13 protein-coding genes, 1 tRNA gene and 1 other RNA gene are annotated in these 13,852 nt (G+C 64.5%); 10 read left to right on the forward strand and 5 right to left on the reverse strand.

Going from position 1 to position 13,852, the window contains the following annotated elements; translation table 11 throughout:
- Positions 1 to 1,245, forward strand: a complete 1,245-nt coding sequence (gene tgt, locus ACLI1L_RS01040) for a tRNA guanosine(34) transglycosylase Tgt (RefSeq protein WP_308767395.1) — start codon at positions 1 to 3, stop codon at positions 1,243 to 1,245.
- On the opposite strand, the gene ACLI1L_RS01045 is transcribed toward tgt, so the two are convergent.
- Positions 1,230 to 1,904, reverse strand: coding sequence for a queuosine precursor transporter (locus ACLI1L_RS01045; protein ID WP_394286152.1), 675 nt, complete (start codon positions 1,902 to 1,904; stop codon positions 1,230 to 1,232). The genes tgt and ACLI1L_RS01045 overlap by 16 nt on opposite strands.
- A 33-nt stretch (positions 1,905 to 1,937) precedes the next feature.
- Between ACLI1L_RS01045 and gluQRS the strand changes: the two genes are divergently transcribed.
- The 3 genes from gluQRS to ACLI1L_RS01060 are packed head-to-tail and all read left to right on the forward strand — an operon-like array spanning position 1,938 to position 4,769.
- Positions 1,938 to 2,831, forward strand: coding sequence for a tRNA glutamyl-Q(34) synthetase GluQRS (gene gluQRS, locus ACLI1L_RS01050; RefSeq protein WP_411707830.1), 894 nt, complete (start codon positions 1,938 to 1,940; stop codon positions 2,829 to 2,831).
- A gap of 11 nt (positions 2,832 to 2,842) precedes the next feature.
- Entirely contained in the window at positions 2,843 to 4,423 is a 1,581-nt protein-coding gene (locus ACLI1L_RS01055) for a cation:proton antiporter (protein WP_411707831.1), read from the forward strand.
- A gap of 10 nt (positions 4,424 to 4,433) precedes the next feature.
- Positions 4,434 to 4,769: a hypothetical protein gene (locus ACLI1L_RS01060; RefSeq protein WP_411707832.1), complete on the forward strand. Its 336-nt coding sequence runs from the start codon at positions 4,434 to 4,436 to the stop codon at positions 4,767 to 4,769.
- Positions 4,770 to 4,859: 90 nt separating this feature from the next.
- On the opposite strand, the gene ACLI1L_RS01065 is transcribed toward ACLI1L_RS01060, so the two are convergent.
- A tRNA-Ser gene (locus ACLI1L_RS01065) sits at positions 4,860 to 4,948 on the reverse strand.
- Between the two features lie 179 nt (positions 4,949 to 5,127).
- Here ACLI1L_RS01065 and ffs point away from each other — a divergent pair.
- From ffs to recR, 6 genes are all read left to right on the forward strand, one after another.
- Positions 5,128 to 5,226: signal recognition particle sRNA small type (gene ffs, locus ACLI1L_RS01070), an RNA gene on the forward strand.
- Positions 5,227 to 5,286: 60 nt separating this feature from the next.
- On the forward strand, positions 5,287 to 6,558 hold the full coding sequence (locus tag ACLI1L_RS01075) for an aminotransferase class I/II-fold pyridoxal phosphate-dependent enzyme (protein ID WP_411707833.1): 1,272 nt from the start codon (positions 5,287 to 5,289) through the stop codon (positions 6,556 to 6,558).
- Positions 6,506 to 7,102: a hypothetical protein gene (locus tag ACLI1L_RS01080; RefSeq protein ID WP_411707834.1), complete on the forward strand. Its 597-nt coding sequence runs from the start codon at positions 6,506 to 6,508 to the stop codon at positions 7,100 to 7,102. Before ACLI1L_RS01075 ends, ACLI1L_RS01080 begins: the two co-directional genes overlap by 53 nt.
- A gap of 18 nt (positions 7,103 to 7,120) precedes the next feature.
- Complete coding sequence (locus tag ACLI1L_RS01085; protein ID WP_411707835.1) at positions 7,121 to 9,385, forward strand: DNA polymerase III subunit gamma and tau; 2,265 nt, start codon at positions 7,121 to 7,123, stop codon at positions 9,383 to 9,385.
- A gap of 62 nt (positions 9,386 to 9,447) precedes the next feature.
- Entirely contained in the window at positions 9,448 to 9,816 is a 369-nt protein-coding gene (locus ACLI1L_RS01090; RefSeq protein WP_411707836.1) for a YbaB/EbfC family nucleoid-associated protein, read from the forward strand.
- Positions 9,817 to 9,886: 70 nt separating this feature from the next.
- Positions 9,887 to 10,543: a recombination mediator RecR gene (gene recR / locus ACLI1L_RS01095; protein ID WP_005323161.1), complete on the forward strand. Its 657-nt coding sequence runs from the start codon at positions 9,887 to 9,889 to the stop codon at positions 10,541 to 10,543.
- A 48-nt stretch (positions 10,544 to 10,591) separates the two neighbouring features.
- On the opposite strand, the gene ACLI1L_RS01100 is transcribed toward recR, so the two are convergent.
- From ACLI1L_RS01100 to ACLI1L_RS01110, 3 genes are all read right to left on the reverse strand, one after another.
- Complete coding sequence (locus tag ACLI1L_RS01100) at positions 10,592 to 11,692, reverse strand: HNH endonuclease signature motif containing protein (protein WP_411707837.1); 1,101 nt, start codon at positions 11,690 to 11,692, stop codon at positions 10,592 to 10,594.
- 109 nt (positions 11,693 to 11,801) lie between these two features.
- Entirely contained in the window at positions 11,802 to 12,575 is a 774-nt protein-coding gene (locus ACLI1L_RS01105; RefSeq protein ID WP_086588689.1) for a type 1 glutamine amidotransferase, read from the reverse strand.
- Positions 12,568 to 13,845, reverse strand: coding sequence for a Mur ligase family protein (locus tag ACLI1L_RS01110; protein ID WP_238800652.1), 1,278 nt, complete (start codon positions 13,843 to 13,845; stop codon positions 12,568 to 12,570). Before ACLI1L_RS01110 ends, ACLI1L_RS01105 begins: the two co-directional genes overlap by 8 nt.
- Positions 13,846 to 13,852 lie beyond the last annotated feature (7 nt).

Below are 13,852 nucleotides of genomic sequence, written 5' to 3' on the forward strand. Positions count from 1 at the left end.
ATGGACTTGAGCTTCGACATCGGCAAGCGCCTGCCCGAAGGTCCCGGCAAGCACGGCCGCAGCGGTGTCATCCACACCCCACACGGCGATATTCAGACCCCGGCCTTCATCCCGGTGGCCACTAAAGCCACGGTAAAGACCCTGACTCCGGAGCAGATTCGCTCCACCGGCGCGCAAGCCATCCTGTCGAATGCGTACCACCTTTACCTGCAGCCAGGCCACGATATCGTCGACGAGGCCGGCGGAGTGGCCGAGTTCGAAAACTGGCACGGCCCGACCTACACCGACTCCGGCGGCTTCCAGGTGATGTCGCTGGGCGTAGGTTTCAAGAAGGTTCTTGCGATGGATATCGCGGAACTTAGCGATAAGGACATCCGCGCGGCAAAGAAAGAGCGCATGGCGCAGGTGGACGAGGACGGCGTGGATTTCAAATCCGTTATCGACGGCTCCAAGCACCGCTTCACGCCCGAGAAGTCCATGCAGATCCAACACGGGCTGGGTGCAGACATCATGTTCGCCTTCGACGAGTTGACCACCCTCGTCGATACGCGTACCTACCAGGAAGAATCCGTCGCGCGCACGCACCGCTGGGCCAAGCGCTGCCTGGATGAGCACGACCGCCTCACCCGCGAGCGCACCCACCGGCCGAAGCAGTCCCTGTGGGGCGTCGTTCAGGGCGCGCAGTATGAGGACCTGCGCCGCCAAGCCACCCGCGGCCTGCTCGACCTCGATCGCACCGCCCGCGAGGAAGGCAAGCGCGGCTTTGGCGGTTTTGGCATCGGCGGCGCGCTAGAGAAGGAAAACCTGGGCACCATTGTCGGCTGGGTTTGCGATGAGCTACCCGAGGACAAGCCGCGCCACTTGCTCGGCATCTCCGAGCCGGACGATATTTTCACCGCCGTCGAGGCCGGTGCCGATACCTTCGACTGCGTGGCGCCGACCCGCTTGGCGCGCCGCGGCGGCGTCTACACCCTCGACGGCCGCATGAACCTCACCAATGCGCGCTTCAAGCGCGATTTCGCTGGGGTCGACGAGGAATTCGGCGGCTACGTATCTGAGAATTACTCCCGCGCCTACCTGCACCACCTGCTGAAGGCGAAGGAATTCCTCGCTGGCACGTTGTGCACCATCCACAACGTGGAGTTCATGATTCGCCTGGTGGATAATATCCGCGCCGCCATTGACGGCGGCTACTACGAGGCCTACCGCGATGAATTCCTCGGCCGCTACTACGCCGGCAAGTAATCCTCGCGCTTCTTCACCCATTTGATGACCGCGGCCGTCACCGGCAGCATGACGGCCTCCATCAGGGTCTTCCACACGAAGCCCACGATGACGTAGTTAATAAACCCGCCTACGGTGTCCACGCCGATAACCGGCGCGGCGATGGCGCAAAACAGCAGCGTATCGCCGAACTCGCCCACCACGGTGGAGGCGATAAGGCGCGCGAAAAGCCCCTTTTCGCCCGAGCGCTTCTTCATCGCAGTCAGCGTCCAGGCATTGAGTAGCTGGCCCACGAGATAGCCGGCTAGCGAGGCGGCCAGAATCTGCGGCATCAGACCAAGCGTGGCTGCGAAGGCCTCCTGTCCCTCGTAGAAATCGGCCGCCGGCAGCCAGATGGCGATATAGAAACAGACGGCAGCCAAGATGGCCATCGCGAAGCCTATATAGACCGCGCGGCGCGTGGATTTAAAGCCATAGCATTCGGAGAGTACGTCGCCGACAATATAGGCCAGCGGGAATAGAAAGAAGGCGCCGTCGGTCACCAGCGGGCCGAGCTGGACGCCCTTGGTGGCGTTGATATTAGAAATCAGGAAGGTCACCACAAACACGGTGACCAGCCAAGGGTAGAGAGTAGAGCGGACGGGAATGAAGCGCACTCCAGCGCCGTTCGATTTTTCCATACCCGCCATTGTGCCAGTCCGTAGACTGTGGGCATGAATTCCGCGACCACCGGCGCCGGCCGCTACGCGCCGAGCCCCTCGGGCGATCTGCACTTCGGCAACCTCCGCACGGCGCTTCTGGCGTGGCTTTTTGCCCGCTCGACGGGGCGGCGCTTTGTGGTGCGCGTGGAGGACATCGATAAGCAGCGCTCCTCCCAGGAATCGGCCGAGTGCCAGCTGGCGGACCTACGCGCGCTCGGACTGGATTGGGACGGTGAGGTCATCTACCAGCATGATCGCGACGCCGCCTATGAGCAGGCCCTGGCGCAGCTGCCCACCTACGAGTGCTACTGCTCCCGCAAAGATATCCGCGAGGCCTCCCGGGCCCCGCACGCCATCCCCGGCCAGTACCCAGGCACCTGCCGCAACCTCACCGAAGACCAGCGCGCGGCCAAGCGTGCCGAGCTTGCGGCCCAGAATCGCCAGCCTGCCCTTCGCCTGCTTGCCGACGTCCCCACTTTCACCATCCCCGACGCCCTCCACGGCACCTATACGGGAGACGTCGATGACTTCATCCTGCGCCGCGGCGGCCAGGACACCGGCTGGGCGTATAACCTGGCCGTCGTCGTCGACGATGCCTTCCAGGGCATCGACCAGGTGGTCCGCGGCGATGACTTGCTCTCCTCGGCGCCGCGCCAAGCCTACCTCGCCTCGCTGCTCGGCATCGAGGCGCCGGAGTATATCCACGTCCCGCTCGTGCTCAATGAATCCGGCGAACGCCTAGCCAAGCGCGATGGTGCGGTGACCATGCGGGAAATGGGGGACGTGGGGGACGTCGTCAAGCAGCTGGCGGCCTCGCTGGGGTATAAAGCCGGCAGCGCCGCAGAGCTGCTCGCGCAATTCGAGCCCGACCGCTTGCGCCCAGATCCCTATACCTGGCACGGGTAAAATCTGGGCCCATGGACGTTCTTCTGGTGCTCATTGGGCTCATGCTGCTGACCGTGTTCGTCGTCGCCATCGGTGACAAGATTGGGCTGCCGTGGCCGGCCCTGCTGACGATCATCACTGCCTGCGCCGTCTTCGTGCCGGGGCTACCCAGGTTTGAGCCGCCCACCGAACTCATCCTGCCCATCTTCCTGCCGCCACTGCTGTGGGCGCTGGCCCGGCGCACCTCGTGGGGTGTTATCCGCGAGCAATGGGTGACCATCCTGAGCCTTTCCGTGCTGTTGGTTGTCGCCACCACGCTGGCCGTCGGTGCCACGGCCTACGCCTTCTTGCCCGGCATTAGCCTGGCCGCCGCCATCCTCATCGGTGCGGCCATCGCCCCACCGGACCCCGTCGCAGTCGACGCCGTGGCCGAGCCCGCCGGCATCCCGCGGCGCATCATCACCACCTTGCAGACCGAGGGCCTATTTAACGACGCCGCCTCTATCGTCGCTTTCAATCTTGCCTTGACGGCCGTAACCCAAGGCGATGATCTCTCCTTTGGCGGCGGCGTGCTGAATTTTTTCTACTCCGCATTCGTTGCGGGCGGCCTGGGCTGGGTCGTCGGCCGGCTGGTGGCGCTATTTATCACCCACGTCCACGACGTCACCGCGCGCAACGCGCTGACCTGGGTGACGCCATTTGCCGTCTACCTCATCGCGGAGGAACTCGGTGCCTCCGGCGTTATCGCCGTGGTCATCGCGGCCGTAGAACTTAATTCCCGGGCCGATATCCAGGCCGAGGACCGCCTGTCCGGCCAGTCCTTCTGGGAGACGGTCGAGCTGCTTTTTACCGGCGTGGCCTTCGGACTCATTGGCCTGACGGTCAATACCGCCATCGGCGAAGTGGGCTCGGACCTGTGGCATTCGGTGGTCGTGGGCGTCATCTTGTCCCTCGTGGCCTTTGTTGTCCGTTTGGTGTGGATGTATGCCTATTACCGCATCAATGTCTCTCGTGGCCGCCCACGGGTTGCGCCGCTGCGCCTGCAAGAAGTACTGCTGATGACGTGGTCCGGCATGCGTGGACTTGTCACTTTGGCGCTGGTTTTGTCCATCCCGGCGGGCGTGTTTAGTTTCCACCATGAGCTCGCCGTCATCGCGTTGACGGTCTTGCTGGCCACGATGGTGGTGCCCGGCCTGCTCTTGCCGTGGTTGATGGAGCGACTCGACCTCACGGAAGCCTCCCAGATCGCCAGCGATAAGATGCGCGCTGCCGTGGTTGCCCGTGCGCGTGCGGCCAGCATCGAGGCACTGTCGAATTTCCGGCCGGATGGGCATATCGCCCCCGACGCCGAAAAGGTGGATCCAGAAATTTCCGCCAACGTTATCCAATGGCTGGAAGACCGGATTGGTGATGGCGAGGATGTTTCCGAAGACTCCCGCAAGCAACGCGCCTGGCAGTTCCGCCACGTAGCTCTGGAGGCCCGCCGGACCGCTCTGACGGCGGCACAGGAGGAGCTGCTGCGCATGCGCGGCTACCGCGCCTATAACCCGGCCATCGTGGACGAGGTGCTGGAAGAAATCGATCGCATGGTCCTGGGCACCAAGCGCCACTAGGCTGGGCGGCATGAATGCCTTCGATTATGCGCAGCTTGAGGACGCGCTGGATTATCTCTATGACTTCCTCGACCAGGATCTGGCGGATCGCGTGCGCGCCGAGCGCGAGTTTGTGCCGGCCGGGCTCGAAGGCCTGCTTGCCGACGATTCCCTCGACGACTACGTCTGGCTGTGGATCAAAGACTCAGGCCCGAACGGCTTCCGGCAGTACCTGCGCGACGGAGGCTATCCCGAGGCCGAGGTCGCCCAAGCCTTCCTTTGGGCGCGCACTGAGTGGGGAATGAACACCCCGCCGCACATTGCGTGGCTAAAAGAAGATGGCTACGAACCGCCGGTCATTGATTAGCGGCTAGCGCGGCGTCGGCTAGCGCGGCCGAGCGCAGGTATAACAAAAATCCCGGCTCCGTTGCTATGTAGCAGGAGCCGGGATTTCCTGTGGCGGAGGATGTGGGATTTGAACCCACGAGGGGCGTGAACCCCGCACGCGTTCCAGGCGTGTGACATAGGCCGCTAGTCGAATCCTCCGAGAAGAAACATTAGCAGCCGTGGCAATTATTTTACCAATCGCCAGGTCAGGGCGTGTTTTCGGGGAATTTTAACCGTTGTGTGGTGGCTAGGTATCGAGAGCGGTACCCGCGAGCGGCGGAGGGCTGCGCGGCCGGAGTCCCATTTGGCTAAACCGGCGCTCGGGCGTTAAAGTATGGGGCAGGATTCCGCGTGGCGTCCATCCTCTGAACTCCCCCAGGGCAGGAATGCAGCAAGGGTCAGGAGGCTCTGACGGGTGCGCGGGGTCCCCTTTTTGTATGGCGTGCGTTACTATTGGGGGCTAAAAGTCGCCCTATACATGGAAGGTAGACATACGCATGTCGCTTCTTACTTTGGAATCGTCCGAACTAACTGAGCTCGCCGCCCAGGTCCGTAAGGACTACGAGGACCTTAAAGCTAAGGGCCTGAAACTGGATCTGACCCGCGGCAAGCCAGCGAAGGCGCAGCTAGACCTCTCCAATGATCTCCTCGCCCTGCCAGGCCTGGGCCATTACACCGACGCTGCCGGAAACGACCTGCGTAACTACGGTAACCAAAAGGGCATCAAGGAACTGCGCGATATCTGGGGCAAGCTGACCAACATGGATCCCGAGCTGCTCGTGGCCGCAGACTCCTCCTCGCTGAACATCATGTTCGACCTGATTTCTTGGGCGTTCCTCTTCGGCACCAATGATTCCGCACAGCCGTGGAGCAAGGAAGAAAAACTCAAGTGGATTTGCCCAGTGCCGGGCTATGACCGCCACTTTGCCATCACGGAGCAATTTGGCTTCGAGCTGGTGACGGTGCCGATGGAGGAAGACGGGCCGGATGTAGAGGCCGTCGAAAAGCTGGTGGCGGACCCGACAGTCAAGGGCATGTGGGTGGTGCCGATGTTCGCCAACCCCACCGGCGCTGTGATTTCTGAGGATAAGGCCCGCCGCCTCGCCCGCATGCAGGCCGGCGCACCGGATTTCCGCATCGTGTGGGATAACGCCTACGCCGTGCATACCTTGACTGAAGAATTCCCGGAAATCCTGCCGATTCTGGATATCGCCGCGGAAGAAGGCCACCCGAACCGCTTCTGGGCCATGTCGTCCACCTCGAAGATCACCTTCGCGGGCGCGGGAGTGGGTTTCTTCGGCACCTCGGAAGACAATCTCGAGTGGTACCTAGAGCACGCCGGCATTCGCGGCATCGGCCCGAATAAGATTAACCAGCTGGCGCACCACGAGTTCTTCGGCTCCGCAGAAGGGGTGCGCGCGGTGATGCGCCGCCACGCCGCGCTGATTAAGCCGAAGTTCGATGCGGTGCTGCGCATCCTGGAAAAGCGCCTGGGCGAGTACGAGGTGGCGCAGTGGACCAACCCGAAGGGTGGCTACTTCATCTCCCTCGATGTTGTCGACGGCACCGCCAACCGCGTCTGGGAGCTTGCGCGCGACGCCGGCATCCTGCTTACCCAGGCTGGTTCGGCCTTCCCTTATGGCCAGGACGATAATGACCGCAATATCCGCCTCGCCCCAACCCTGCCGCCGCAGGAAGAGGTCGAGGCGGCGATGGATGGCGTCGCTACCTGTGTGCTGCTCGCCGCCGTGGAGAAGTTGGGGGCCTAAAATCAACGCCGACGAGTCTGCCCTGTGGCTGAGCGAGATTATCCCGGCTCCGCTGGAGTTCCGCTACGTCGATGAGCGCCGGCTAGGCCTCGCCGCGCTTGCCGACGCCCAATCGCTCGCCCTCACCACCACCTTCAACGCCACCGACACCGGCCTGCAGAGCCAGGACGACGGCACCGATGTGCGCTGCGAGCTGTTGACGGTGGCGCGCACCGGGCAGCCCGAGGTGGCTGCCGCCGTAAACGCCGCGGCCGATACTTTCGAGAAGGCCGACGGTCTGCTTCCGGCGCAGCCGGGCGTGATGCTGCCGTCCATCCTCGACGCGCCGGGAATTACCGTGCACCACGGACTCTTCATCGCGCCGTACCTGTGGGGCGGGCAGACCCCGCAATTTCGCGAAGAGGGCCGCCTGACCCTCATCCTGCAGCTGGTCATGCTGACGGATTCGGAATATGCGTTTGGGGTAGAAGAGGGCGTCGGCAAGCTGCAGGGGGCAGTGGCCGAGCAGGGCATTGACCTGCTGGACTGGTCGCGCGAGGGTTAGCCGGTAAACTGGCTAACCGTGGCTTTATACCGGAAATACCGTCCAGCAACGTTTGCGGAGGTCGTGGGCCAAGAGCAGGTCACCACGCCGCTATCCGCCGCCCTCGATGCAGGGCGCATCAACCACGCCTACCTCTTTTCCGGCCCGCGCGGCTGCGGCAAGACCTCCTCGGCGCGAATTATGGCCCGTTCGCTCAACTGCGAGCACGGGCCGACCTCGACGCCGTGCGGCAAATGTGATTCCTGCGTCTCCCTGGCCCCCGGCGGCCCCGGAAACTTGGACGTGACGGAGCTTGACGCCGCCTCGCATAATGGCGTGGAAGACATGCGCGAGCTGCGCGATCGCGCCTACTATGCACCGGCCGAATCGCGCTACCGCATCTTCATCATTGACGAGGCGCATATGATTTCGCCCTCCGGCGCTAACGCGCTGCTCAAGGTAGTGGAGGAGCCGCCGGAGCACGTCATTTTCATCTTCGCGACCACGGAGCCGGAGAAAATTATCGGCACCATTCGCTCGCGTACCCACCACTATCCCTTCCGCCTGCTGACCCCGCCGGCCATGAAGGGCTTGCTGCAGCGCACCGTCGCGGCCGAGGGCGTGCATGTCGAGGACGCCGTATACCCCATGGTCATTGAGGCAGGCGGTGGTTCCCCGCGCGATACGTTGTCCCTGCTGGACCAGCTGCTAGCCGGTGCCGGGCCCGATGGCCTGACCTATGACCTCGCCCGGCCGCTTCTGGGTGTCACCGATGTTTCGCTGCTTGACGACGCCATCGAAACCCTCGCCAACCAAGACAAACCCGGCCTCTTTGCGATGGTGGACCATGTCATCGAGGCCGGCCACGACCCGCGTCGCTTCGCTATCGATTTGCTTGACCGCCTGCGCGATCTGATGATCCTGCAGGCCGTTCCTGGCGCCATCGAGGCCGGCCTCGTCTCCGCGCCCACCGACCGCGCTTCTGTGCTTACCGCCCAGGCGCAGCGTTTTTCCGGCCCGCAGCTGACCTACTTGGCCTCCACGGTCAACGACCGCATCAGCGATCTCACCGGTGCGACTTCGCCGCGCCTGCTGCTGGAAATCATGTGCGCGCACCTGCTTATCGGGTCCACCGGCCCCGCGGCCGCGCCCGGAGCGCCCGTGCCTGCCGGCCCTGCGACCCCGACCCCGGGTGGTGCCGCCGCGGCAACCTCAGCTGTCGCAGGTGCCCAAGACCCCCAATCCGCTGCGGCCGCCATTATCGCGCGCCGTCGCGCCAAGTCCCAGGAGCCGCACTCCGCTGGCTCTGAGCCCGCCGCCCAGCCGCAGCCTCAGACCCAGACCCCGGCTAATACTGCGCAATCGTCCGCCGAGCAGCAAAACCCGCAGCAACAACAGCGGCCGCAGGTAGAGCCGCAGCCGCAGTCGGAGTCGGAGGCGGAGCCGCAAGAGTCCCAGGATCCGTGGCAGCGCGAACGGCGCATACCGCAGTCGGCGCCAGCCCAGCAGGAGCAGCGCGAGCCATTGGAGAAACCCGTACCGGCCCGCGCGGAGGAATCCGCCCAGGAAGCAACGGCGCGATCTGGGGGCCAGCCCGCTGCGGAGACGGCGTCGGAAATGGTGTCGGAATCGGCGCAACCGCAGGCCACGCAAGAGCCGGAAGGCGACTTCGCGGAAGCCGTGAGGGAGAAATGGGTGGCGTTGAGGGGGAGCGTCGGAAAGCGGAATAAGGTAGCGGAAATTATGCTTGCCGAAGCCCGCGTGCTTGGCTTCCGCGATGGCACGCTGACGCTGGGACACACCACCGGCGCCCTGGCCGAGCGTATCAACGCGCCCGCCAATAATGCCGTCATCGTGGAGGTGCTCAAGGAGGAGTTCCAGCGCGATGTGGCCGTGACCTGCGTGGTGGGCACTGACCCGAAGACCGCCGGTTTCAATGCCCCACGGCCGGCGCAGCGCAAGGAGGCGTGGACACCGAATCAGCCCGCGCGCGAGCCTGCCGACGACCAGGAGGCGGAGAGTAAACAGGAAAACACGCCGGGCTGGCGCTCGCGCATCGCACGGGCGACGCAGGCCGCCAAGCAGCGCGATGAATCGCAGTTCAGCAACGGCGTGCCGCTGCCGCCCGAACCCGAGCCGGAGACTTATGAGGCGCCGCCCGAGGAACCGCCGGCCTATACCCGCGATGACGAAGAACGCGACATGATGGAGGCCGCGCAGTCCACCGGCGAGATGGATCATCGCAGCGCTACCGAGGTAGCTATGGAATTGCTGGAGCGGGAACTAGGCGCGCGGCGTGCCTAAGCGGCGAGCACGGTACACTCGGGCGGTAGCGAAATTTAAAGTTGATTTAGAAAGGAAACACCATGACTGACCAAGACCCAATGCAGCAGGCAAATGACATGAACGACCTCATCGCGCAGGCCGCGCAGGTGCAGGCGGATCTGCAGAAGGCGCAGGAAGAAATCCTCGCCACCAACGTCGAGGGCCAGGCAGGCAATGGCCTGGTTAAGGTGACCATGACTGGCGGCGCCGAGCTCGTGGACTTGCAAATTGATAAGTCCATCGTGGATCCGGAGGACGTCGATACGCTGCAGGACCTGGTTATGGGCGCGTTCAAGGAGGCCCACGCTGCGGCCGGCCGCCTGGCACAGGAGAAGATTGGCCCGCTGTCCCAGGGCATGGGCGGCCAGGGCGGCCCGTCTTTTGAGGATGTCTTCGGCGGCAACCAGTAGCCCGCGCGATACGATATAAGGCCGTTGCCCCGGGTGGGGCGGCGGCTTTTGCCGATTTTGGGAGTAATTGATGTTTGAAGGACCTCTGCAAGACCTCATCGACGAGTTTTCGCGCCTGCCGGGAATCGGCCCGAAGTCGGCGCAGCGCATCGCGTTTCACGTTTTGCACATGGAGCCCGAGGACATCGAGCGCTTGCAGAACGCGCTGGGCGCGGTGCGCGACGGCGTGACCTTCTGCCGAATTTGCTGCAATATTTCGCGTGAGGATGTCTGCCGCATCTGCATTAACTCGCAGCGCGATGCCTCTACTATCTGCGTGGTCGAGGAGCCTAAGGATATCCAGGTCATTGAGCGCACCGGCGAGTATGAGGGCCGCTATCACGTCTTGGGCGGCGCGCTGGACCCGCTGGCGAATGTGGGTCCGCGTGATTTGAATATCTCTACACTGTTGCAGCGCCTAGGCGGTGTGTTGCCGGACCGCGAGCTTGCAGACTCTACCCCCGAAGCCCCGCTTTACGACGCCACCCCCACCATCCACGAAGTCATTCTCGCCACCGACCCCAATACCGAGGGCGAGGCCACCGCCGCATACTTGGTGCGGTTGCTACGTGACTTCCCTGATTTGAAGATCACCAGGTTGGCCTCCGGCATGCCGCTCGGAGGCGATTTGGAGTTTGTGGACGAGCTCACCTTGTCTCGCGCGCTTTCCGGCCGCCTGACCATATAGCACGTTGAGCGCCCCGGCCAGTACTGGGCGAATGCGGAGCTACAGCGGCTAGGGCACGGCGGCCGTAGGCCCGGTGCGCGCGCGACCGGTAAATACCGGCGGGCCATGCGCCTCCTTTGTCGTCGTGCTGCATCTGCTGCTGCGCCCGCTGCGCCTGTTGTCGGGTTCGTTGCTGTTCCCTATGCGTGTATGCCTGTCCTGGCTAGCGGGCGGGAGCCAGGCGATCCGGCCCCGAATGCGCGCCATCCGGCCGCGGCCCGGCAGCCCGTTGATGGAGTTGTGGTACGGGCACAATAGCGTCATGTTCTCAGGATGGGTGTGGCCGCCGCGGGAGTATTCGATGAGGTGGTGGGCTTGGCATTCGGAGGCGGGGCGTCGGCAAGCGGGCCAGGCGCAGCGGGCGCCTTCGGCCTCGAGCATGCGGCGTTGCTTGGCGGAGGCCTGCCGGGTGCGGTAGAGGTTGACTGGGCCGCGCTCGGGATGGATGAGCGTGAAGAGTCCCGCGCCGGCTAGGGTGCGGCGGACTAGTTCGGCGCCGGTGATGGTGGCGCCGTTGGTCATAGCGAGGCGGATATCATCGCCGTTTCCGGCGAGGATTTTCAGGTAATCCGGCAGCTCGATGATGACATTGGTGGTCACGGTAGCGGGCGCGGTGACGCGGGAGCCGTTAAGCCAGGCTAGCGGGTCGGATTTAGCGGCGGCCCAGATATCGGCCATTTGTGCGGCGGGGCCGGTGAAACTCAGGGTGGTTTTCTCCCCGTGCATTATCCGGCGTCCGCCGTCTTCGCGCTCGGGCGGAGGGTTGAGTTCGCGCAGCAGACGGGTAGCCGCGCGCGAGACGTGCGCGGTGGTGCCGGCGGTGGCGCAGAGCTGCTCGCGGAATTGCCAGCGCTTGGTAGGGTCGCTAATGCTGCGCGAGCGACGGGCGATGAGCGCGAGGGTCTCTAGGCAGTGGTGATTGCGGCGCGCGGCGGCCAGCGCGCGGGCTTGGTAGCGCGAATGGCTGGTGGGCGAGAGAAAGGCCGCGGCGGTCCGGCGCAGGGTGCGCGCTTGGTCCGCGGGCAGGGGCAGGCTGGAGGCGGCGTGGGCCTCTTCGAGAAGATCCACGCCGCGCTTAGCGATGTCGCCCAGCTGCTCCAATAACGTCATGCCCCGCAGCCTATTGGCGTGGGATGCGCGGCTACAAGGGGCAGCGGCCGGGCCTGTGGATAACTCGGGGGTTTAGGGCCGTCCGGTGAAGTTATCCACAGGCTTGGGCCTATCTTTGGGAGCGCGGGGGCTCGGAGGCGTTGAAACGTTCGACGCGCAGGCGGTCAACGGCCGGAATTTCAAGCGGCTCAAGATCCGCGAGGGTCACGCCCATCGCTTGGGCGAGGAGGAGATCGGCCAGCTGCGGGTTTCGGGCCAGCGCCGGGCCGTGCATATAGGTGGCGATGACGCTGCCTTGGACGGCGCCTTCGTAGGTGCGCTGGGTGGAGCCATCGGCAAGGTCGGCGGTGGCGGCCTGGTCTGCATTGCCATTGCCACGGGTGAGCGTGCCGAGGGGCTGCGCGGAGGGGCCAAGGATGGTGGCGCCCAGGTGGTTTTCAAAACCGGTCAGCGGCTCGGTGAGGTCCGCGGTAACGCCAGCGCGGGTGGGTTTGGAAGCCACCTCGCCGATGGCACGGTCCTGCATGCCGGCCGTGGTGGCATCGAGCAGGCCGACGCCGTCGATGATGCGGCCGGAGGCGCGGAAGGACTCACCCAGGACCTGCAGGCCGGCGCAAATGGCAAAGACCGGGCGGCCGGCGTTAGCGGCGCGGGTAAGGCCACCATCGGAAATCAGGTGGTCCGCGGCCAGGATCTGCGCGGTATCTTCGCCGCCGCCGAGGGTGTAGATATCCAGTGTCTCAGGCACGGGCTCGCCCAAGCGGATCGGGTAAATCTCCGCTTCGAAGCCGCGCATGCGGGCGCGCTGGCGCAGGACGAGGGCGTTGCCGTCGTCGCCGTAGGTACCGAGGACGTCGGGAAGCACTAGGCCGATATTAAGCATTGGTGGCCTCCTTGGAAAGCGCCTTCTTCAAATCGCGGAAGGCGGTGTAGTTGGCGAGGACCTCGATGCGACCCTCCGGGCAGGCGGCGAGCGCATCGAGCGGATCCGGGATGAGCTCGTGGGAGATATCGGCGTAGACCAGGCGCACAGCCAGGTCGGTGCCGCGCTCGCCGGCGGCCTTCACGCTGAGGCCATTGAAGCCTTCGAATTTCACGTCCCACAGCCAGGACATGTCAATGCCATCGGCCACCTGGCCATTGGTGGCGATGACCAAGCCATCGGCGCTGCGGTCCACCATGGACAGCGCTTCTTGCCAGCCGGCCGGGTTCTTGGCCAGCAACAAGCGAATCTCGCGGCCGCGCCAGTGAATGGTGGAGTAGCGACCGGCCACATCATCGATGCTTTCGGCGGCCGCAATGGCCTTGTCGAGGTCCACGCCGAAGCCGGCGACGGCGGCAGCGATGGCCTGTGCCGCGTTGCCCCGGTTAGCACGGCCAGGCAGCGCCAGGTTCAGGGGGCGTTTAGCGGTGGGGGTGATAATGCCATGCTTATCGACGCCCCACGTTGGCTGCGGCCGGCGGAATTCGCGGCCGTCGGCAAGCGGCTTGACGGCGTACCAGTCATCCTCGGTGCGCACGACGTGCCCGCCGGTGCGCGGGCAGGTAACGGAATCGCCGAGCCAGCCGGCGCCGGCCGAAACCCAGATGACATTCTTGGCGTCATAGGCCACGGAGGTCATCAAAACGTCATCGCAGTTGGCGATGACGAGCATGTCTGGGTGAGCCTCCACGGCGCCGCGCAGAGCCCGCTCGATCTTATTAATCTCGCCCACGCGGTCGAGCTGGTCGCGGGTGAGGTTGAGCAGAACTAGCGCCTGCGGGTTCAGGTTATCGGCTACGTGGGGCACGTGGAGCTCGTCCACCTCGAGTACCAGGTGGGAGGCGTCCTTGCCGGCCATGAGTGCGGAGATGATGCCGGCATCCATGTTGTCACCGCCGTCGTTGGTGGCTACGGTGTGCTCGGCGCGGACTGCGGCGGCTAGCATGCGGGTGGTGGTGGACTTGCCGTTGGTGCCGGTCACTAGCACGGCCGGGCGCCCACCGCCCAGGTTGGTCATGATGGAAGGGTCAATGGCATTGGCGATTAGACCACCGATCATTCCGCCGGCGCCACGGCCGGTGGCGCGGGAAGCGGTGGTAGCCAGCTTCGCGGCGGTAGTGGCGGTGGTGGTGCGCAACTTCCTCAGCGCACCCGGGACTCTAAAACTCATGTCCCCT

The sequence above is a fragment of the Corynebacterium sp. LaCa117 genome, assembly GCF_046717765.1.
Taxonomy (GTDB): domain Bacteria; phylum Actinomycetota; class Actinomycetes; order Mycobacteriales; family Mycobacteriaceae; genus Corynebacterium; species Corynebacterium kefirresidentii.

What these genes read in the sequence shown, in the direction of transcription:
- recR (WP_005323161.1), top strand. Translation starts at nt 9,887, where the DNA reads ATGTTTGAAGGACCTCTGCAAGACCTCATCGACGAGTTTTCGCGCCTG.
- ACLI1L_RS01080 (WP_411707834.1), top strand. Translation starts at nt 6,506, where the DNA reads ATGGCGTCGCTACCTGTGTGCTGCTCGCCGCCGTGGAGAAGTTGGGGG.
- ACLI1L_RS01055 (WP_411707831.1), top strand. Translation starts at nt 2,843, where the DNA reads ATGGACGTTCTTCTGGTGCTCATTGGGCTCATGCTGCTGACCGTGTTC.
- ACLI1L_RS01090 (WP_411707836.1), top strand. Translation starts at nt 9,448, where the DNA reads ATGACTGACCAAGACCCAATGCAGCAGGCAAATGACATGAACGACCTC.
- ACLI1L_RS01045 (WP_394286152.1), bottom strand. Translation starts at nt 1,904, where the DNA reads ATGGAAAAATCGAACGGCGCTGGAGTGCGCTTCATTCCCGTCCGCTCT.
- ACLI1L_RS01060 (WP_411707832.1), top strand. Translation starts at nt 4,434, where the DNA reads ATGAATGCCTTCGATTATGCGCAGCTTGAGGACGCGCTGGATTATCTC.
- ACLI1L_RS01075 (WP_411707833.1), top strand. Translation starts at nt 5,287, where the DNA reads ATGTCGCTTCTTACTTTGGAATCGTCCGAACTAACTGAGCTCGCCGCC.
- ACLI1L_RS01110 (WP_238800652.1), bottom strand. Translation starts at nt 13,845, where the DNA reads ATGAGTTTTAGAGTCCCGGGTGCGCTGAGGAAGTTGCGCACCACCACC.
- tgt (WP_308767395.1), top strand. Translation starts at nt 1, where the DNA reads ATGGACTTGAGCTTCGACATCGGCAAGCGCCTGCCCGAAGGTCCCGGC.
- ACLI1L_RS01105 (WP_086588689.1), bottom strand. Translation starts at nt 12,575, where the DNA reads ATGCTTAATATCGGCCTAGTGCTTCCCGACGTCCTCGGTACCTACGGC.
- gluQRS (WP_411707830.1), top strand. Translation starts at nt 1,938, where the DNA reads ATGAATTCCGCGACCACCGGCGCCGGCCGCTACGCGCCGAGCCCCTCG.
- ACLI1L_RS01100 (WP_411707837.1), bottom strand. Translation starts at nt 11,692, where the DNA reads ATGACGTTATTGGAGCAGCTGGGCGACATCGCTAAGCGCGGCGTGGAT.